Origin of the sequence: Micromonospora echinofusca, assembly GCF_900091445.1 — a bacterium.
In the GTDB taxonomy this organism is placed as follows: Bacteria; Actinomycetota; Actinomycetes; order Mycobacteriales; family Micromonosporaceae; genus Micromonospora; species Micromonospora echinofusca.
This window is the reverse complement of sequence record NZ_LT607733.1, coordinates 3,886,996-3,906,022: the sequence shown is the minus strand read 5'-3', so window position 1 is coordinate 3,906,022 and position 19,027 is coordinate 3,886,996. Positions and strand designations below refer to the sequence as shown.

At 71.7% G+C, this 19,027-nt stretch carries 18 protein-coding genes and 1 pseudogene; 14 read left to right on the top strand and 5 right to left on the bottom strand.

From position 1 onward, the window contains the following. Position 1 precedes the first annotated feature (1 nt). The 10 genes and pseudogenes from GA0070610_RS16390 (at position 2) to GA0070610_RS16350 (ending at position 10,298) form a co-directional block, all read left to right on the top strand. Positions 2-244 carry a phosphopantetheine-binding protein gene (locus GA0070610_RS16390; protein WP_101409372.1) on the top strand — a complete coding sequence of 81 codons (243 nt, stop codon included), beginning with the start codon at positions 2-4 and terminating at the stop codon, positions 242-244. After that, complete coding sequence (locus tag GA0070610_RS16385) at positions 241-1,152, top strand: diiron oxygenase (RefSeq protein WP_089000845.1); 912 nt, start codon at positions 241-243, stop codon at positions 1,150-1,152. Before GA0070610_RS16390 ends, GA0070610_RS16385 begins: the two co-directional genes overlap by 4 nt. Next, a complete protein-coding gene (locus GA0070610_RS16380; RefSeq protein WP_231925619.1) occupies positions 1,149-2,651 on the top strand; it encodes an AMP-binding protein in 1,503 nt (500 codons plus the stop codon). Before GA0070610_RS16385 ends, GA0070610_RS16380 begins: the two co-directional genes overlap by 4 nt. Beyond that, positions 2,644-3,552, top strand: coding sequence for a thiamine pyrophosphate-dependent dehydrogenase E1 component subunit alpha (locus GA0070610_RS16375; RefSeq protein WP_089000844.1), 909 nt, complete (start codon positions 2,644-2,646; stop codon positions 3,550-3,552). The genes GA0070610_RS16380 and GA0070610_RS16375 overlap by 8 nt, the downstream gene beginning before the upstream one ends. Next, positions 3,545-4,567 (top strand): alpha-ketoacid dehydrogenase subunit beta, encoded by a 1,023-nt coding sequence (locus GA0070610_RS16370; protein ID WP_089000843.1) that lies wholly within the window; start codon positions 3,545-3,547, stop codon positions 4,565-4,567. The genes GA0070610_RS16375 and GA0070610_RS16370 overlap by 8 nt, the downstream gene beginning before the upstream one ends. After that, positions 4,560-4,712 (top strand): annotated as a pseudogene (locus GA0070610_RS31970) (lipoyl domain-containing protein); the annotation flags it as partial. The gene GA0070610_RS16370 and the pseudogene GA0070610_RS31970, both read left to right, overlap by 8 nt. A 57-nt stretch (positions 4,713-4,769) precedes the next feature. Next, positions 4,770-5,633, top strand: coding sequence for a 2-oxo acid dehydrogenase subunit E2 (locus tag GA0070610_RS16365; RefSeq protein WP_231925617.1), 864 nt, complete (start codon positions 4,770-4,772; stop codon positions 5,631-5,633). A gap of 733 nt (positions 5,634-6,366) precedes the next feature. After that, the gene (locus tag GA0070610_RS16360; protein ID WP_089000841.1) at positions 6,367-7,047 is read left to right on the top strand and encodes a CmcI family methyltransferase; all 681 of its coding nucleotides are present in this window, start codon (positions 6,367-6,369) and stop codon (positions 7,045-7,047) included. Positions 7,048-7,319: 272 nt separating this feature from the next. Next, entirely contained in the window at positions 7,320-9,353 is a 2,034-nt protein-coding gene (locus GA0070610_RS16355) for a hypothetical protein (protein ID WP_089003549.1), read from the top strand. Positions 9,354-9,389: 36 nt separating this feature from the next. Further along, entirely contained in the window at positions 9,390-10,298 is a 909-nt protein-coding gene (locus GA0070610_RS16350; protein ID WP_157747173.1) for a hypothetical protein, read from the top strand. A 61-nt stretch (positions 10,299-10,359) separates the two neighbouring features. Here GA0070610_RS16350 and GA0070610_RS16345 read toward each other — a convergent pair whose 3' ends face one another. Beyond that, positions 10,360-10,818, bottom strand: a complete 459-nt coding sequence (locus tag GA0070610_RS16345) for an MFS transporter (RefSeq protein WP_089000839.1) — start codon at positions 10,816-10,818, stop codon at positions 10,360-10,362. Then, positions 10,818-11,330: a helix-turn-helix domain-containing protein gene (locus tag GA0070610_RS16340; RefSeq protein ID WP_197697745.1), complete on the bottom strand. Its 513-nt coding sequence runs from the start codon at positions 11,328-11,330 to the stop codon at positions 10,818-10,820. The genes GA0070610_RS16345 and GA0070610_RS16340 overlap by 1 nt, the downstream gene beginning before the upstream one ends. A 233-nt stretch (positions 11,331-11,563) precedes the next feature. Here GA0070610_RS16340 and GA0070610_RS16335 point away from each other — a divergent pair, with 233 nt between their 5' ends. Continuing rightward, the gene (locus tag GA0070610_RS16335; protein WP_089000837.1) at positions 11,564-11,872 is read left to right on the top strand and encodes a hypothetical protein; all 309 of its coding nucleotides are present in this window, start codon (positions 11,564-11,566) and stop codon (positions 11,870-11,872) included. Positions 11,873-12,109: 237 nt separating this feature from the next. Here the strand turns inward: GA0070610_RS16335 and GA0070610_RS16330 are convergent, their stop codons facing one another. The 3 genes from GA0070610_RS16330 to GA0070610_RS16320 form a co-directional block, all read right to left on the bottom strand. Further along, positions 12,110-13,369: a MalY/PatB family protein gene (locus tag GA0070610_RS16330; protein WP_089000836.1), complete on the bottom strand. Its 1,260-nt coding sequence runs from the start codon at positions 13,367-13,369 to the stop codon at positions 12,110-12,112. Between the two features lie 99 nt (positions 13,370-13,468). Continuing rightward, positions 13,469-14,449, bottom strand: coding sequence for a DUF2804 domain-containing protein (locus tag GA0070610_RS16325; RefSeq protein WP_089000835.1), 981 nt, complete (start codon positions 14,447-14,449; stop codon positions 13,469-13,471). After that, complete coding sequence (locus GA0070610_RS16320) at positions 14,446-15,342, bottom strand: amidohydrolase family protein (protein WP_089000834.1); 897 nt, start codon at positions 15,340-15,342, stop codon at positions 14,446-14,448. The genes GA0070610_RS16325 and GA0070610_RS16320 overlap by 4 nt, the downstream gene beginning before the upstream one ends. Before the next feature lie 102 nt (positions 15,343-15,444). Here GA0070610_RS16320 and GA0070610_RS16315 point away from each other — a divergent pair, with 102 nt between their 5' ends. From GA0070610_RS16315 to GA0070610_RS16305, 3 genes are read left to right on the top strand one after another with little or no spacing between them, the layout of a single operon-like run. Continuing rightward, positions 15,445-16,668 (top strand): M20 metallopeptidase family protein, encoded by a 1,224-nt coding sequence (locus GA0070610_RS16315; protein ID WP_331716467.1) that lies wholly within the window; start codon positions 15,445-15,447, stop codon positions 16,666-16,668. Then, positions 16,665-17,696, top strand: a complete 1,032-nt coding sequence (locus tag GA0070610_RS16310; RefSeq protein WP_157747171.1) for a Gfo/Idh/MocA family protein — start codon at positions 16,665-16,667, stop codon at positions 17,694-17,696. The genes GA0070610_RS16315 and GA0070610_RS16310 overlap by 4 nt, the downstream gene beginning before the upstream one ends. Beyond that, a complete protein-coding gene (locus GA0070610_RS16305) occupies positions 17,683-18,981 on the top strand; it encodes an ABC transporter substrate-binding protein (protein WP_231925600.1) in 1,299 nt (432 codons plus the stop codon). The genes GA0070610_RS16310 and GA0070610_RS16305 overlap by 14 nt, the downstream gene beginning before the upstream one ends. Positions 18,982-19,027 lie beyond the last annotated feature (46 nt).

Here is a 19,027-nt window from a genome sequence, read left to right as displayed (position 1 = left end):
CATGGTGGATTGGCCACCCGCCTTTGAACCACTCATTCGGGAGCGCAGTCGGCTGCTCAGTGCCGACTCGCCCCTGGAACCTGACCAGAGCCTGACCGAGCTCGGTGTCGACTCGCTGGAAGTGGTCGAGTTGATCGTCAACCTGGAGACCGAGTTCGACATCGAGATCCCACCCGAGCTGTTGCAGCCGGAGGTCTTCGCGACTCCGGGCACCATCTGGAACGCGGTCAGGAGTCTGATGTGACCGGCCCCGTCGAGGAGAGACACGCGGACATGCACCAGTCGTGGGAGCGGCTCACCACGGTCGCCGCCAGGTTGAGCGACCAGGCGCGGGACCAGCGCTACCACGTCTTCGACATCTTCGACTGGCCGGCGGAACTGCCGACGGACCAGTTCTGGATGAGCCCGGAGTTGACGACGTGCTACGGCACCGCGGTGTGGGACCGCCTGTCGGATGCCGAACGGGTGCGCCTGACCCAGGCCGAGGCGGTGAACTTCTTCAGTCTCAACGTCCACCTCATCCGCGAGCTGATCGGCGAGGTGGCCGGGCGGATCTACGACACGCGGTACCCGGGCCTGTCGGAGTTCTTCCACGACTTCATCCACGAAGAGAACGAACACATGTGGTTCTTCGCCCAGTTCTGCCAGCGGTACGGGGGGAAGGTCTACAAGACCAAGCGCGTCGCCGGCACCGCGATCGAGGGTGGCCCCGCCATCCGTGACCTCGTCATCTTCGGTCGCATCCTCATCGCGGAGGAGCTGTGCGACTACTACAACGCGAAGATGGCGACCGACGGCCGGCTGCCGCACATCGCGCAGCAGATCAACGCCGTCCACCACCAGGACGAGTCGCGACACATCGCCTTCGGTCGGCAGATGATGCGGGCGCTGTACGAGGAGGCGAAGCAGAGCGCGACGCCGGAGGAGATGGCGGGAGCCGGGACGTACCTGTCCCGCTACGTCAGCTCGTGCCTGCGGGCGTTCTACCACCCCGAGGTGTACGCGGACGCCGCCCTTCCCGAGGCCAGGCGGGTCCGCGCCGAGGTGCTCGGCGACCAGTACCGTCAGGAGTTCCATCGGACCGTGATGCACAAGACCACCCGCTTCTTCGACCGGTTGGGGCTCTTCACGGAAGACACGGTGGCCTGGTGACCGGTCAGCTGCCACGACGTCTGCTGCACGAGTGGTTCATCGCCGGCCTGGCGACGGCGCCGGACCGGGTCGCGCTGCGGATCGGTCGCCAGGAGTGGACGTACACGGAGCTGGACCAGGTGGCCCGGCGCTGGGCCGGCGGGCTGGTCGCGTGCGGGGCGCGGAGCGTCGGCATCCTCGCGGTGCGCAGCATCGAGTCGTACGCCGGGCTCCTCGCCACGCTCTACGCCGGCGCGACGGCGGTGCCGCTCAGCCCGGGCTTCCCCGCCGCGCGTACCTGCCGGATGGCGGCGCAGGCCGGCGTCGACACGCTGATCGTCGACCGGTCGGGGACGGCGGCGCTTGCGCACCTCACGGCGGCCCTGCCCGGCCTCGCCGTGGCGGCGCAGGCCACGACGCCGCTGGACGCCCTGCCCCGGGCCGGCTACGACGACGTGGCGTACGTGCTGTTCACCTCTGGCTCCACCGGCCGGCCCAAGGGCGCGGCGATCACGCACGCCAACATGGACAGCTTCCTGCGGTACAACCTCGACCGTTACGACCTCGGCCCGGGCGACGTGTGCTCGCAGACCTTCGACCAGACCTTCGACCTGGCGATGTTCGACCTCTTCGTGGCCTGGGGCGCCGGTGCCACCGTGGTGTCCACACCGCCGCAGGTGTTCACCGCGCTGCCGGAGTTCCTGGCCGCCGAGCGGGTGACGTTCTGGTTCTCCGTGCCCAGCGCCATCGCTCTGGTGCGGCGCCGGGGTGGGCTGACTCCCGGCTCGATGCCGACGCTGCGGTGGAGCCTCTTCTGCGGTGAGGCGCTGCGCATGACGGATGCCGAGGACTGGCAGCGGGCGGCGGCCGGATCGGTGGTGGAGAACCTGTACGGCCCGACCGAGCTGACCATCGCCTGCTCCGCGCACCGGTTGTCCGAGGACTCCGCCGACCTCGCCGTGCACGGCGTCGTCCCCATCGGCGCGCCGTACCCGCATCTCGGATACCGCATCGTCGAGGACGGCGTCGATGGCACCGAGGGCGAGCTGTGCGTGACCGGGCAGCAGATGTTCCCCGGGTATCTCGATCCGGCCGACGACGAGGGCCGCTTCCACGACGGCGACTCGGTGCGCTGGTACCGCACCGGCGACCGGGTCCGGGAGTGCGCCGGCGGTGAACTCGTCTATCTCGGTCGGGTCGACCGGCAGGTGAAGGTCCGCGGCTACCGGGTCGAGCTGGACGAGCTGGAGTGGCACGTCGGGCAGTTGCCGGGGGTGGAACGGGCCGTCGCGGTGGCGTTCGAGGCGGCCGGGCGGACGGAGCTGGCGGTGTTCTACGTCGGCACGCCGGGCGTGGACATCCGTCGCCCGATGTCCTCGATCCTGCCGGGATACATGGTTCCGCTGCTGTGCCGCGACATCGACGCGTTCCCGCACACGGCGAACGGCAAGATCGACCGTGGGGTGCTCGCCGCGCGGGCCCGTGACCTCGTGGCCGGCGGACAGGTCACCCATGCGTGAGAGCCGGCTGCGCCCGCTGGCCGACTCCACCCTCGGGGCGATGCTGTCCATCCGACGCTTCGAGTACGCGGTCCTCGACCTGCTCGGCCGGGGACTGATCCCGGGCACCAGCCACACCTGCCTCGGCCAGGAGTACGTTCCGGTCGTGGTCGAGTCCCTGCTGTGCCCCGACGACGAGGTGTTCAGCAACCACCGGGGACACGGCCACTTCCTGGCGCGGTACGACGATCCGGCGGGGCTGCTCGCCGAGCTCGCCGGCCGTGAGGGCGCGTTGTGCGGCGGGATGGGCGGTTCGCAGCACATCCGCCGCCCGGGCTTCATGTCCACCGGCATCCAGGGGCAACTGGTGCCGGTCGCGGTGGGCACCGCCTTCGACATGCGGCGCACCGGAACGAACTCGATCTCCGTGGTGTACGTCGGGGACGGCACCTGGGGCGAGGGGGTGGTGTACGAGGCGCTCAACCTCGCCGCGCTCTGGCGGGTGCCGATGGTCGTCGTCGTCGAACACAACGGGATCGCCCAGTCCACCCCGACCTCGGCACAGATGGCCGGTAGCGTCGCCGACCGCTGTGCCGCCTTCGGCATCCGCCACGTCGAGGTGACCGGCATCGACGTCGACGCCATCCGGGCCAGCCTGGCGCCGCTCGTCGCCGCCGTACGTCACGACGGGTCTCCGTTGGTGGTCGAGTTCGACACGGTGCGGCTCGGCCCGCACAGCAAGGGCGACGACACCCGCACGCCGGCGGAGCTCGAGGCCCTCGCCGGGCGTGACTGGTACCCGCACTACCGCGCGGCATTCCCGGAGCAGGTCGACCGCCTGGACGCGGCGGCGACCGGGAAGATCCGCGACGTGGTCGAGTCGGTACTCGCCCGACCGCTGATCGGCGCCGGTCATGGCTGAGCCGGGGGCCGAGCGGGTCGGGGAGGGCCTCAACCGTGCCCTGGCGACCCTGCTCGCGGAGAGGCCGGATCTCCATCTGATCGGCGAGGACATGGCCGATCCGTACGGCGGCGCCTTCGGCGTCACCCGCGGGCTGTCCACCGGGTATCCCGAACGGGTCCTCAGCACTCCGATCAGCGAGCAGGCGATCGTGGGCTTCGCGGTCGGCCTGGCCCTGCGGGGCCGGGAGGCGGTGGTCGAGGTGATGTTCTCCGACTTCGCCACCCTGTGCTTCGACCAGATCGTCAACCTGGCCAGCAAGGCCGTCACGATGTACGGCGAACCGGTGCGGATGCCGCTGGTGATCCGGTGCCCGACGGGGGGCAACCGCGGATACGGGCCCACCCACAGCCAGAGCCTGCAGAAGCACTTCGTGGGCGTGCCCAACCTCGCCGTGCACGAGCTGAGCCCGGTGCACGACGCGCACGCCACACTGGCCCGCATCCTCGACTCGGGGGCTCCCGCGATGTACTTCGAGGACAAGGTGCTCTACGGCCGTCGACGGTTCGGCGCGGCGGCCGGAGACGAGCTGTTCCACTGCGAGCGGATCGGTGGCGCCTGCGACTTCGCCGTGTTGGGCGTGCGCGGGGTCGACCGGGCCGACGTCGTGGTCATCGCACCGGGCGGCCTCACCGACAGGGTGCTCGGCGGGATGCGGGGTGCCTATCTGAGTGACGAGATCGCGGTGCGTGCGGTGGTGCCGTCGCGGCTCTATCCGTTCGATCCCGCGCCGCTGGCTGCTCTGGTCGCCGGGGCCGGACGGGTGGTGGTCGTCGAGGACGCGACGGCCGGCGGCACGTGGGGGGCCGAGGTGGCTCACACCATCCACCAGCAGATGTGGGACCTGCTGTCCCAGCCCGTCCGGCTGCTCCACGCGCCGCCGAGCACGATCCCCGCCGCACCCCACCTCGAGCGTGCGGTGCTGGTCCAGGCGGACGACATCCGCGCCGTGGTGACGGCGGTCGCCGGTGGGTGACATCCGGCTGCCGCGGCTCAACGCGACCGACGAGGAGTACACGCTGATCGAGTGGCTGGTCGGCGACGGGGCGCCGGTCGAGGCGGGCACCGCGGTAGCTCTGGTGGAGACCTCCAAGGCGGCGCACGAACTCGTCGCGGACGACGCCGGCATCCTGTGGCAGCGGACGTCCGCACCGTCGACCTGCCGCCCCGGGGAGATGGTGGCGACCGTCGGCGGGGACGACCGCCCGCCGCCGGTGCGGCAGGCTTCCGATCCGGATCCGATCACCATCACCGAGCCGGCCCGGCGGCTGATGGCTGAACACGGTGTGGCGGAGGCGGACGTACGGTCGATCGGCAAGCCGGTCATCGCGCGGTCGGACATCGAACAGCTGGTCGCCGGGCAGGCGCCGCCGGCCACGGCCGAGCGGGTGACCGTGTCCGCGGCCCAACGACGGGTCGCCCGTACGGTGTCCACCTCGCACCGCGAGATCCCCGCCGCGTACACGGTCGTCAAGGTGGTCGCCGATCGACTGAAACAACGCCTGCGTGCCGAGGCGGCGACCATCGGCTTCGTCGGCATCCCGGAGCTGGTGGTCGAGGCGATCGCGGCGCGGCGGGCGGAGTTCCCGCTGTGCTTCGCGCGAGCGGAGGGCGATCAGGCGGCGACGGTTCTGCCGGGAGCGCACGTCGGTGTCACCATCGACGTCGGGAGGGGCCTCTACCTGCCGGTCGTCGCCGACGCCGACACCCGGCCGCTGCGGGACGTCGCCGCCGACCTGTTGCGGTTCCGTCGCGCCGCCGTGCGCGGGGAATTCGCCGAGGCGGATCTGGCCGGGTCGAACATCGCGCTCACGATACATACGGACGCGGACGTCGTGCATGCGCAGCCGCTCATCTTCCCGGAACACACATGCGCGGTCTCTCTCGCCTCGATGCAGCGCGAGTTGGTGCTTCAGAATGATGGCTCGGTCACCACCAGTGACTATTTCCACCTGGGTTTGGCATACGACCATCGTTTTGTCAACGGTCGGTCGGCGGTGGCGTTCCTGCGCGCGGTCAAGGCCGATCTGGAGGCCGGTTGATAGCCCTCTGACAGTTGTCAGTTGAACGCGACCAACGCGACATCGCCCGTGGACATGACGGAGGTATCCTATGGCCCCCAGCCCGCTATGGAAGGGCTGTCGATCCGTGTGGAACCTGTGGACTTGAGTCCGCCGCCACGGCTTGCGGATCGAACCCGTCGGGTGGACAAGGACCGATGATGCGGAAAGGGGTGAACCAACATGACCGAGGTTACTTTCGAGGCTGTCGACATCCGTGAGATGGCCGACGAGGAGCTGGACGATGTGGTGGGCGCGGCCCGCTGCATGTGATTCGTCCGACCATCTGGTCGGGTGCAGTGACCGATGATGCGGGGAGGGGGTGAACCAACATGATCGAGGTGACTTTCGAGGCTGTCGACATCCGTGAGATGGCCGACGACGAGCTGGACGATGTCGTCGGCGGCCCGATGGCCTGCCAGTAAGGCGGCAGGAGGCGCTTGGGCACCTCGCTCAGGCGCCTCCGTCCGCCTTGTCGGTGACGTGGGCGGCGGGTCCCGTGTCGCACCTGCCGGCATTGGCGGGGATCAGACGGTCACGGTCCGGAACCGGCCGTGACCGATGGTTACGGTTATGGAACGAGCCGCAGTGCCCGACCCTTTCTCAGGCGTGTCTCCTGGCCGTTTTGTTCGAGAAAAGGGGTCACCCCGTACGGGCGTTTTTTTGGGTCAGAGGCATGACCACCGGCCAGCATTTGTCATGATAGTTTCCCCCCATGGATGCTGATGTTTCTGGGGCCGTGGACACGTTCCAGCGGGCCTTTTACAAGAGCAAGGTGTGGCGTCGCCGGACATGGCTCGGCGTGGCGTGTCACCAGAATCCGATGGACATGTGGATGATCCAGGAGATCATTCAGGAGACGCGACCTGATCTGATCATCGAGACCGGCACCCGACACGGTGGGTCCGCACTCTATTACGCGACCATGCTCGGACTCGTCGGTAACGGCCGGGTCGCCACGGTCGACGTCAAGCCCGAACATCTCGCCGGACCGAGCGGCTGGATCGACGGCGAAGGAATGGCGGTCGACTCGCCGTACTTCGACCGGGTCGACACCATGACCGGGTCGTCCGTCGACCCTGCCGTCGTCGCCCAGATGCGGGAAAAGGCGCAGGCCGTCGAGCGGGTCATGGTGATCCTCGACAGCGACCACAGCAAGCAGCACGTCCTCGCGGAACTCGCGGCGTACGCCGACCTGGTGACGCCGGGCTGCTACCTGATCGTGCAGGACACCAACCTCAGCGGGCACCCGGTCCAGGCGGGGCCGTGGGAACCGGGCGACGGGCCCTGGGAGGCGCTCGAGGAATTCCTGCCCGATCAGCGCTTCGAAGTCGACAGGTCGAAGGAGGAACTGATGTTCACCTGGTTCCCTGGCGGCTATCTGCGGCGAGTGTGAGGATGCCCGACGCGCAGTCGCCATCGCACCAGCCACCAACTTGATCCTTGACGCCCGGGGCCCTGTGGGGATCGTGACCGGGAACGGAAACAGCCCTTGGTCGATGCTCTTCCTGTCCGGAGAAGGGCGTCAGTAGCCAAGGGCTGTTCCGGTGGCCAGTCGTATCGACCCTCTTGCCGAGATTCATTCACGAGCGTAGGAAGGACAGCACGCTCCACCCACCATCGTCGGCCCCCGCATCGGACCACGCTCCGGTGTCGAAGGAGATGCGCGTGACCACACCCAGACGGCTCCGTCTCGCCGTGTCCGTGCTGGTGACCGCAGGAGCCGTCCTGCTCGGCGCAGCCGCCGCTGCGGCGCCACCCGCGTCTCCCGCACCGGCCGGGCCCCAGGGCTGCGACCCGATCGACCCGACGGCCTGCCTGCTGCCGTTCCCGAACGACTACTTCACCGTGCCGGATCGGAGCAGCCCGACCGGCAAACGGGTGCGGTTCGCGGCCTCCGCCATGCCCGCCAACGCGCAGGGAAACCCGATCGACCCGACGGAGTGGAACCGGCAGGACGGGTTCAGTCCCGGCTCGCCGATCCTGGTGCGGGTGCCCGGCCTCGACGCCGCGGCGAGCGGCATCGCGCCGGTCACCGACATCGGTCGCTCGCTGGCGCCGGACGCGCCGATCGTGCTGCTCGACGCCCGCACCGGCAGGCGTACGCCGTACTGGGCCGAGCTGGACGCGCACGCGGCCGGCCAGCCGCAGCGGCAGGTGCTGATCATCCGGCCGGCGGTGGCGCTGACCGAGGGCACCCGCTACGTCGTCGGCCTGCGCGGCCTGCGCGACGGCACCGGTGCGCTGATCCCGGCACCGAAGGGATTCACGGCGTACGTGACCGGCGCCGGCCTCGACCGCCGGGACCGTCGCGCACCGCAGATGAAGCGGATCCTCGCCGACCTGGGCCGGGCCGGCGTCAAGCGGCACAGCCTCTACCTGGCCTGGGACTTCACCGTGGCCAGCCGACACGGTCTGACCGGGCGGACGCTGGCGATCCGCGACGGCGCGTTCGCCTCCCTGCGCCGCGCCGCACCGTCGTTCACCGTCACCCAGGTCACCGACTACCCGCCGGAGCAGGAGCCGCTGATCGCCCGGCAGGTGACCGGCACCATCGGCGTACCGTCCTACCTGAGCGGCGACGGCGGGCCCGGCTCCCGGCTGCACTACGGGCCGGCCGGCGGCGGTGGGACGCCACCGACGCCGAACGCCCTTCCCACACCGTCCGGCACGACGGTGGCGGCGGACTTCGTCTGCAACATCCCGCGTAGCGCCTCCGCCGCGAGGCCGGCGCACCTCTCGCTCTACGGCCACGGCCTGCTCGGCAGGCCGACAGAGATCAACGCCGGCAACGTCAGGACGATGTCGCACACGTACGACTTCACCTTCTGCGCGACCAGCTGGATCGGCATGGCCGCCGCCGACGTCCCCTACGTGGCCGGCGCCTTCACCGACCTCAGTGCCTTCCCCGCGGTGGTCGACCGGTTGCAGCAGAGCTACCTGAACTTCCTCTTCCTGGGCCGGACGATGATCCACCCGGGCGGGTTCGCCGCCCACCCGGCGTTCCGGGACGCCACCGGACGGCCGTTGATCGACGTGGCCGGCGGCCTGCACTACGACGGCAACAGCCAGGGCGGCATCAACGGCGGCGCGCTCACCGCCATCGCCCAGGACTGGACCCGGTCGGTGCTCGGCGTGCCGGGAATGAACTACTCCACGCTGCTGCAACGCAGCGTGGCCTTCACCCCGTTCCAGGCGATCATGGATGGCCACTACCCGGACAAGGCCGACCAGCAGCTGATCCTCGCGCTGTTGCAGATGTTGTGGGACCGCTCGGAGGCCAACGGGTACGCCCAGCACATGACCGACCGGCCGTTGCCGGGCACCCCGGCGCACCAGGTGCTGATGCACGTGGCCTTCGGCGACCAGCAGGTCTCCACGGTCGCGGCGGAGGTCCAGGCGCGCACCATCGGCGCCCGCCTGCACACCCCCGCGCTCGCCGACGGCTGGTCACCGGACGTGCGGCCGTACTGGGGAATCGCGCCGATCCGCAGGTACCCGTACGCCGGCTCGGCGATGGTGGTCTGGAACAGCGGCGCGGCGTACGCGCCACCGCCGACGAACCTCGCCCCGGCCGGGCCGGAGTACGGCGACGACTCGCACGAGTTCCCGCGCGCCCAGGCCGCGGCCCAGCGACAGAAGGCGGTCTTCCTGCTCACCGGCAAGGTGATCGATGTCTGCGGGCGGAAGCCCTGCGCGTGACGCGGTGACCCTGTCGGCCCGTGACATGATTCCGTCATGGGCAGACAGCAGGACACCGGCGGAACCGACCGTCACAGTGGGTCAGGTGCCGGCGCGGACGATGCGGCGGGTGGCAGCGTCGACGCGCGACTCGCCGTCGCACAGGACCCCGCGACGCCACAGATGACCCTCATCGACCTGGCGTCCGATCCGTCGGCCGTGGTCCGCAAGGCGGTGGCGAGCCGCACCGACGCGCCCGCGCAGGCACTGCGACCGCTGACCCGGGACCGTGACCGTGATGTCCGGGAGGCCGTGGCGAGGAACCCCTCGACCTCGATCGGCAACCTCCTGCTGCTCGTCAAGGACGCCGACCGGTGGGTCCGCTGGGCGGTCGCCGGTAACCCGGCCTGCAACGAGTCGATTCGCCGGGTGATGGCGGAGGCTCCCGACAAGGAGCTTCGCGGTCTCCTCGCGGAGACGCGCGAACTGGAGCACGAGCTGGCCGCGCGGCTGGCCGACGACGTCTCACCCGAGGTGCGGGAGAGACTCGCCACCCACACCCACGACCCCGACGTGATCACCATGCTGATGGCCGATCGCACCGCGCGCGTACGCAAGGGGCTCGCCCGCAACCCGCGGACCACCACCGCCCAGCGCAGCGCGCTCGCCCAGGATCCCGTGGTGGACGTCCGGGTCGCGCTGGTGCTCGCCGTCGAGCTGGACGAGGCGGACCTGCGACGCCTGGTCGACGACCGTTCGGTACAGGTGCGGATGGCGATGGCGACGTCGGAGCTGGTTCCGCCGCACATCCGGCAGGCGCTCGGCCGCGACCCCGACGAGATGGTTGCCGGCGCGGCGCGGGACTTCCGCTCAGGTGCGGGCAGCGCCACGGTGGTACGGGCTCCGCGCATCGGTCACCGGGCTCCCGGGACCGGCCGGGACCGACCGGGCGGCGCCCGGCGCTGAGGCGGGTTGGCGCCGGGCGCTGAGGCCGGGGTGGCGACCCCGGCGCCGTTCCGCGTGGCTGTCACACGTGGGCCTCGGCTCGGGCTGGAGCCTGCCGGGTGATCGTGAAGCGGCGGAGTTGGGGAGCGATCGCGGAGACCAGCCCCACTCCGGCGAGGCAGGTGAGCCCGCCCACGAGCAGAGCGGTGCCGCCGGACGCCCCCGTCGCGACCAGTCCCGCGCGGAGGCCACCGAGGTGTGGCCCGGCGGCGCCGACGATGTGTTCGAGGGAGGCGACTCGTCCGCGGTGGGTTTCCGGCGTCGACGACTGCACGATGGTGCCACGTGACACGACGGACCAGGTGTCGGCGGCGCCGGCGAGGGCGATCAGGGCGAGCACGACGGGGAGTTGGCTGCTCAGGCCGACTCCGGCCAACGCTGCGCCCCAGGCGGCGGACGCGGTGGTGCCCAGCCACAGACGGCGGAAGGTGGGGTGCCCCCGCAGCGGGCGGATGTCGACCAGTGCGCCGAGGGGACCCATCAGGGGTCTTCCTTGAGGGCCCGGGCCAGGTTGTCGTCGAGCCGCTGCCGGAAGGAGCGCCGGGCGAGAGCGGCGTTGATGTCCTTGACCACCTGGGTGAGCGGGTACGGGATCTCCGCCTCCAGATCCCGCACCGTCGCTTCGGTCGCCCGCCACTCCGCCTGGAGAAGTGGCAGGAGTTCGCGTCCTCGTGCACTGAGCCGGATGCGCCGGGTCCGGCCGTCGCTGCCCTCCGCGCTGTCCGCGAAACCGGCGGCGCGCATCGCGGCGGCGGTCTGGCTCATCGCCGAGTGGGTCACCTCGACGGCGGTCGCCAACTCCTGGATCGTCATCGGCCCGTGCCGGCCCAACTGGATCAGGGGGCCCACGAAACGGTTGCGCAGCCCGGTGATGCCGGCCTGGTCGTACAGCTGCGCGATGTCCTGATCCATCGCGTGCAGCATCTGCCACAGCGGGCGCCAGCGACTGTCGAGGAGATCGGGGTTGTCGGGCTGTCCTTCACCGTCTGCCACCCCGGCACTGTACCGGAAATATATAAGAACTGTTACAACGGCCGCCTGGAGCCCGCACGCGGCGCAGGCACCCGCAGTCGGCCGTCCGGAGCCCGCGTTCGGCGGAGGCGCCGCCGGTACGTGGTCGCCCGGTGTCTGCTGTCCCATGAGCTTCCCGTCGCACCGGCATCGGCGAGGCGGTCGACGGCAGACTCGGCGAACGCGACCGGGCGCAGCTGCGGCGACGCCTCGACATGGCCGCCACGGGTCCGGTCGGCGACCACCTGCGGCCGCTGGCCGTCGCGCTGCTGGAGCTGAGCCGGCCTGGGACGCTGCCGCCGTACGAGCACCGGTCGGGGTGGATCTTCCGGGTGGCGGTGGCCGTACGGGCGTGGCTGGCGCGTTCGCTGACCCCGGTTCGGCTGCGCGTCGGGCTGGTCGTGGCACTCGGGCTGCTGGACGTCTGCGTGGGTGCCGCGCTCGTCGTGGCCGCCGGGCTGCTGCTGCGCGGAGTGCGCGCCGGGCCGTCGAGATCGCCCAGGCCGGCCTGCTCACCTCCCTGAGCGTGGTGAACCTGCTGGTGTTCTACCTCGACCAGTTCGTCGCCGTCAGCGCGCTGGGTCAGCTGACGGTCCTGCTCGCGGTGCGGCGCTACCAGCGGCTGGTCGACCAGCCGGCGCGGGACGACCGGTCCGGCGGGCCCGACGGCGCCCGAACGCGCGGCGACCCGTCCGGCGCCGAGGTCGCCCTCGGGCGGCGACAAGCACGATCCTGGCCGGGAGTCGACGCGCGACCGGCAGCTACCCGGGGGAGCGGGGCAGGGGGGCCGACCGGTGCGCCTCGACGGCCTGACCCATGCGGGTGACGGCCTCGGTGAGGACGGCCGGCGAGGTGGCGAAGTTCAGTCGTACGAAGCCCGCCCCGCCGGTGCCGAAGACGTGCCCGGAGCTGAGGGCGACCCGTGCCCGGTCGAGGAACATCCTCGCCGGCCCGGCGACGTCGCTGACCACGCCGGGCTCGTCCGGCTGCTCCGTGGCGATGCCCAGCGCGGTGCAGTCCAGCCAGGCGAGGTAGGTGCCCTCGGGGCGGCGGTGCGCGACGGACGGAAGGTGCTTCGCCAGCAGCGTCGCGAGCAGCGTGCGGTTGCCGTCGAGACCGTCGAGCAGGAGGTCGAGCCACGGTCCGCCGGCGCGGAACGCGGCGGTGTGCGCGACGACCCCGAGGTGGCTCGGCCCGTGGCTGACCTCCTCCGGCATGCGGCGCAGGTCGGCGACGGCCCGTGGCCCGGCGACGGCGAGCGCGGCCTTGAGCCCGGCGAGGTTCCACGCCTTCGAGGCGGAGGTCAGCGCGAACGCGTTCTCGGCACCGGCCACCGTCAGGTAGGGGGTGAAGTGCGTCCCCGGCAGCACCAGGGGAGCGTGGATCTCGTCGGAGATCACCCGTACGCCGTGCCGGTCGGCCAGTTCGGCGACGGTCTCCAGCTCGTCGCGCCGGTGCACGACGCCGGTCGGGTTGTGCGGGTTGCACAGCAGGAACGCCGGCCGGCGACCGTGGGAGCGCGCGCGGCGGAAGGCCTCGTCGAGGGCGGCGGGGTCCATGCGCCGGTCGGGCCCGAGTGGGGCCTCGATCACTTGCCGGTCGGCGTGGGCGACGAAGGCGTAGAAGGGCGGGTAGACGGGGGAGCAGAGCACGACCGCGTCGCCGGGATCGGTGACGAGCCGCAGCACCTCGACGACGCCCATCATCACGTCGGGCACGAGCGTGGTGCGTTCGACGCGGAAGTCGTGCCATCCCCAGCGCCGGGCGGCGAAGTCGCCGAGCGCCTCGGCGTACGCCGTGCCGTACGCGTAACCGGTGTCGCCGAGGTCGACCGCGCGGCGCAGGGCGTCGGCCACCGGGGGCGCGAGGGGCACGTCCATCTCCGCGACCCACAGCGGGAGCACGTCCGGCGGGTACATGCGCCACTTCACGCTGGTGCGCTGCCGGAGTTCGTCCACCGTGAGCAGGGTCAGCGGGTTGCGGGTCGCCGAGGCGTCGGCGGAGGGGCCGGGGCTTGCCATGCGCCCACCCTAGGCCGTCCGGCGCCGCCCCGGCGACCGGCGGCGTCGTCGCCCCGGCACCCGCGGCCAGGGCCGACGCCTCGGCGTCGCCGTGTGCCGCTACCAGCGGTTGCGTGCCTCCTCGGCCCAGCCGACCAGGCCGTCCAGGTCGATCCGCTCGCCGTCGTCGGCCGCCGCCCAGCCCGTGAAGTGCCCGAAGCACTGGTGCGTCTCGTTGGCGAGCACACCGAAGTTCGTCCGGGAGACCTTCTCGTGGAACGGGTGGAACCGCACCGCCACCCGTTCGCCGTCGATCCGCCACGGCCGCAGCCAGTCGGCGCGGTCGTACGCCCAGCGCAGCTCGTCGCCGATCTTGTGCAGCCGGCCGTCGACGAAGACGCCGTTCTCGGTCGAGCCGGTGCCGTCGGTCCACCTGCCGCCGAGCTGGATCGCCCGGCCCGGGCCGCTGCCGGCGGCCCAGTTCCAGCGGACGGCGTACGGCCACCTGCCGCGGCCGTGGTCGAGGACGGCGAAGGAGTCCGCCTCGGCGACCGCATGCCGCACCTGGTCGATCCGCAGCGTGCCGCGTACCGGTCGGCCGAGGTCCTTGACGGTGTATTGGAACCGGCGGGTGCTCCAGGGCACCACCACGCCGAGCGACTCGTGCCCCGCCGGCAGCGGCACCACGAGGTCGACCTCCAGGCCGGGGGCGCTGGCGCGGATCGTGGTGCCGGCCGCCTCCTGGTCGATGTCGATCGAGAGCCCACCGCCGCGGGCCCGTACGGCGCCCGCCCCGCTGACCGGCGGGAAGGTCGTACCCCGGGCGAGGGGGACCACCGCGCCCCTGTCGATCTCGACCTTCGTCGTGCGGTCGAGCACGTAGAGGCTGTGCACCCCCGCGTAGTCCAGCGACGAGGCGACCAGACCGACGACGTGGGTCGGCGTGACGACTCCCCAGTACTCCCAGCGCTTGTTGCGGCCCCAGCCGCGCAGGTTCGCCCGGTGCAGCGGGCGGCGGCTCCAGCCCACGGCGGCGGGATTGAGCCGCCCACCCGCGAGACACAGGTCGACCGGCTCGGTGATCTCGTTCTCGTGGGTCACGACGGCGAGGGTAGCCGGCCCTCCTGTGGCGTGGACGCCGACGGCTGCCGCCCCGTCGCGGCGGCCTGGCGGCCGAGGGCGCGCAGGAGGTTGCCGCCGAGGACGGCGTCGCGGTCCCCGAGCGAAAGCCCGTCCAGGCCGATCGGGTCCGCCGCCTGGGCGAAGGAGACGTGGTCGAGGCTGGGGGAGAAGTCGGAGCCCCAGTACAGCCGGCGTGGGCCGAAGCGGTCGAGCAACAGGTCGACGAAGGGCCGGGCCGCGTGGTGCGGGTAGGCGTGCGCGGGGCGGCTGACCGCGTACAGGCCGGAGACCTTGACCCCGACGTGGGGTAGCCGGGCCAGCCGCGCCAGGGGGGTGAGGACGGCCTCCACCGTCTCGCGGGTTGGCACCCCGGCCCGTTCCCCGGGCAGGCCGAGGTGGCTGAACAGCACCGTGCAGCCGTCCAGGCCGGCCAGGGCCGGGCCGAGCCCCGCGGTCGCCGTGGGCGTGGCGTTGAGGCTGACCACCGCCCCGGCGTGGTTCAGTGCCGGCGCTTCGCGCGTCACCCAGACGGTGAACGCCTCGGCCGCCGACTCGTCCGGCAGGTACGCGGCGACGCCGACGAAGTCGCGGGACAGTCGTCGCGCAATCTCGCCCGCCTGCGCCGGTCCGCCTGGTGGGACGTAGGCGACCGCGGCGATCCAGTCGTGCGCGGCGGCCAGGCGGGCGACATGGGCGTTGTTGCCGGCGAAGCGAGGCTCGCCCTCGTAGCCGACCACCAGTGCTCGTTCGATGCTGTGCTCGCGGCGTAGTGCCTGGTAGACGGCCAGTTCGTCCCCGCCGGCGGGGGAGTGGCCGTAGCGGCCGGGGTAGCCGTCGGCGAACAGGTGCAGGTGGGCGTCGGCGCGTCGCATGGTCGGACCCTAACCCAAATTTCCGCAGGCCATTGACGCGGCGGCACCCCTGACTTAGGTTCTTGTCTCAATTAGGTCCGGATTCTGGGGCGCGAGCAAGGGGTGAACCGCGTGACGCTGGAAGGCGACAACGTTGATGGACTGGTTCGGCTGCGGCGCCAGCTACATCAACACCCTGAGCTGCGGTTCACCGAGAGGCAAACGGCCGCTACTCTCGAAGGGCTGCTGCGGCCGCTGGGCCGGATCCGGACCGGAATCGCCGGGACGGGCCTGGCCCTGGAGATCGATGGAGCCGCATCCGGACCCAGTGTTCTCCTTCGGGCCGATATGGACGCCTATCCCGTCCAGGATGCCAAGCAGCAGCCGTACGCCTCCCGCAACCCCGGCGTCTGCCACGCCTGCGGGCACGACGTACACATGACCGTCGCGTACGGAGTCGCCGCCCGGCTCGCGGCCGACCCGCCGGCCCGCGGCTCGGTGACCCTGCTGTTCCAGCCCGCCGAGGAGATCCCGTTCGGCGCGGACTCCGGCGCGGCCGCGGTGCTCGCCCACGAGGCGTTCCGCGACCGCCGGTACGCCGCCGTGCTCGGCCTGCACTGCTGGCCCGACCTGCCGGCGGGCTCGCTCGGCGTCGACCGGAGCACCGCGATGGCCGCGAAGGACGCGTTCCGCGTCGAAGTGCTCGGGCTGGCCGCGCACGCCGCGACCCCGGCGCTGGGGCGCGACGCCATCCTCGGCCTCACCGCCATGGTCACCACCCTGCACGCCGCCGTCGCCCGGGCCCGCAACCCCGAGGAGTTGGTCGCCTTCAACATCGGCACCATCTCCGGCGGGGCGAGCCAGAGCCAGGTCGCCGACAGCGCCGAGGCGACCGGGACCCTGCGCACCCACGACCCGGCCGTGCGGGAGCGACTCAAGGCGGTGATCGAACGCGTCACCCGCCAGCAGGCCGCCGCGCTCGACCTTGGGGTGCGCTTCACCTGGGCCAACGAGATGCCCCCGGTGCGCAACGCCGCCGAACTGGTCGCCTTGGCGCACGCCGAACTGCCCGGCATCGTCGACGTCGTCGACCTGCCCGTACCGCCGTTGACCACCGACGACTTCGCGTTGCTCGGCGCGCTCGGCCCGAGCCTCTACGTCAAGCTGGGCGTCACCGGCGAGCGCGGCGGCGCTCCGCTGCACTCCGGCGCGTTCGACGTCGACGAGCGGTGCCTGGTGACGGGGGTGGCCGCACTGGAGCGGCTCACGCGGGCGGTCCTCGACGGCCGACTGTGCGCCGACGTCGCCGACGCCGTGCCGGCGCCGGCCGGGGCGGTGGACGCATGAGCCACGGGCCGCAGGTGGCGGTGATCGGCGGCGGCGCGTTCGGCGTGCGGCACGTCGCCGCCTACCAGGCGCTGGGGATCCGGGTCGACGCGCTGGTCGATCCCGACGCGGCCACCCGGCACCGGGTCGCCGCCCGTCACGACGTCCCGCGCACCTTCGCCACCGTCGCCGAGCTGCTCGACGCGGGCGCGCCGGACGCCGCCTCCGTGTGCGTGCCCGGCTCCGCCCACCGCGCCGTCGCCGTCGACCTGATCACCGCCGGGGTGCCCGTCCTGGTCGAGAAGCCGCTGGCCGCGACCGTCGCGGACGCCGCCGCCATCGTCGCCGCCGCCGAGGCGTACGGGGTGCTCTGCCAGCCGGGGCACATCCTGCGCTACAGCCCGGCCCACCGGGCGCTGCACGACGCCGTGCGCGCCGGCCGGCTGGGTCAGGTGCTGGCGGTCTCCTCCCGCCGGGACCGCCCCCGCACCCTGACCCGGCTCTTCCCCGGGGAGCATCCCGCCCTGCTGACCGCCGTGCACGACATCGACCTGGCGCTCTGGTACGCGCAGTCACCGGTGGTGCAGGTGCGCGCGGCGGCCCGGACCCGCCCGGGATCGGCGACGCCGGTGCTGGTGTGGGCGGAGCTTCGACACGCCAATGGCGTCGTGTCGTCGGTCCGCAACAGCTACCTCCTGCCCGAAGACACGCCCAACCACACCGCCGACCTGGTCGAGGTGTACGGCACCGACGGCATCGGTCATGTCGACCTCGCCCACCCCGCCCTGCTCGTGCAGGCCGAGCGGACCGAAGCGCCGGACTGGCTGCTCTCCCCGGCCGACGGCGGTGGCGCGCTCGCCGCCGAGATCCGGCACTTCCTGCGCCGGCTGGACGGCAGCGAGCCCACGCCGGTCGTCCCCCTCGCCGACGGGCTGCACGTGGTGCAGATCGCCGCCGCCGTCGTCGACAGCGCCGCCGCCGACGGCGCCCCCCGCCGAGTTCCCCCATCCCCCTCGCTGACAGGAGCTTCTGCCGATGACTCGACGTAGATTGGCCGCCGGCATCGTCGCCGCCGGCATGGCCGCCGCCGCGTTGCTGACCGGTTGCGGAGGTGACGACGCCTCATCCGGACCGGTCACCCTCAAGGTGCTGACCTGGGAGCCGGGCGGCACCGAGTACTGGAAGCAGGTCAAGACCAGCTTCGAGGCCACCCACCCGGACATCAAGCTGGACATGCAGTCGGTGCCCTTCGACAAGTACCCCGAGGTGCAGGGCCCCTACATCACCTCCCAGTCGGGCCCGGACGTGATGGCCAACAACGCCGGCCTGGAGCTGTTCGACCGGCGCGGCGCGTACGAGCCGCTGGGCGACAAGGCGGCCGAGATCAACAAGGACCTCGTCACCTACAGCGGCGCCTGCGAGGGCTTCGACACGGCCAAGCCCTGTTACGGCGTGCCCTTCTCGTACCAGGGCAACGTCCTCTACTACAACAAGAGCATCCTGACCGCAGCGGGGCTCGACCCGGAGAAGCCGCCGGCGACCTGGACCGAGTTCAGCGCCGCCTGCGACGCGGTGAAGAAGGCCGGCAAGACCTGCCTGGCCCTCGGACTGTCGGGGACCTTCCCCGCCTACTGGGACTTCCCCGAGATCGCCCGCAGCTACCTGAGCGAGGACGACATCCGCGGCCTGCTGGCCGGCACCCTGTCGTGGAAGGACCCGAAGCTGGTCGCGGTGCTGGGCAAGCTCGCCGAGATCACCACCAAGGGCTGGGCGAACAGCAACGCCCCGTCGATCACGATGCTCCCCGACGGTGCGGACATCTTCCAGCGCGGCGACGCCGCATTCGCCGGGACGATCATCTCCGACGCGGTGAACTGGGAGGCGTTCGGTAAGGCCCTCGGCGACGACAAGCTCGGCGTGACCCGCTGGCCGGCCGCCGACCCGGGCGCCCCGCTGGCGCAGAAGTTCTCCGGCATCGAGGGCGCCGTCTACGGCGTGACGAAGTGGAGCGAGAAGAAGCAGGCCGGGCTGGAGTTCATCACCTGGCTCGCCGGCAAGGAGAACGGCGAGCTGTGGGTGAAGCACGCCAAGGGTCAGCCGCTGAACAAGAACGTCGACAAGGCGCTGCTGCCCTCCTCTCCGGCCTTCCAGAAGATCCAGGAGCTGGTCGCCGAGCCGACCCTGCACGCCGGGGTGATGCTCTCCGGGCCCGAGGCCGACGCGCTGGCGCGCGGTTGGCAGCAGGTGAGCCTCGGTCAGCTGACCGTCGACAAGTGGGCCGAGCAGATGCAGCAGGCGCTGGAGCGCAGCCCCACCAAGAAGCAGGGCAACTAGCCGTACGGGGCGGGGCGGGACACGCCCCGCCCCGCCACCCGGAGAA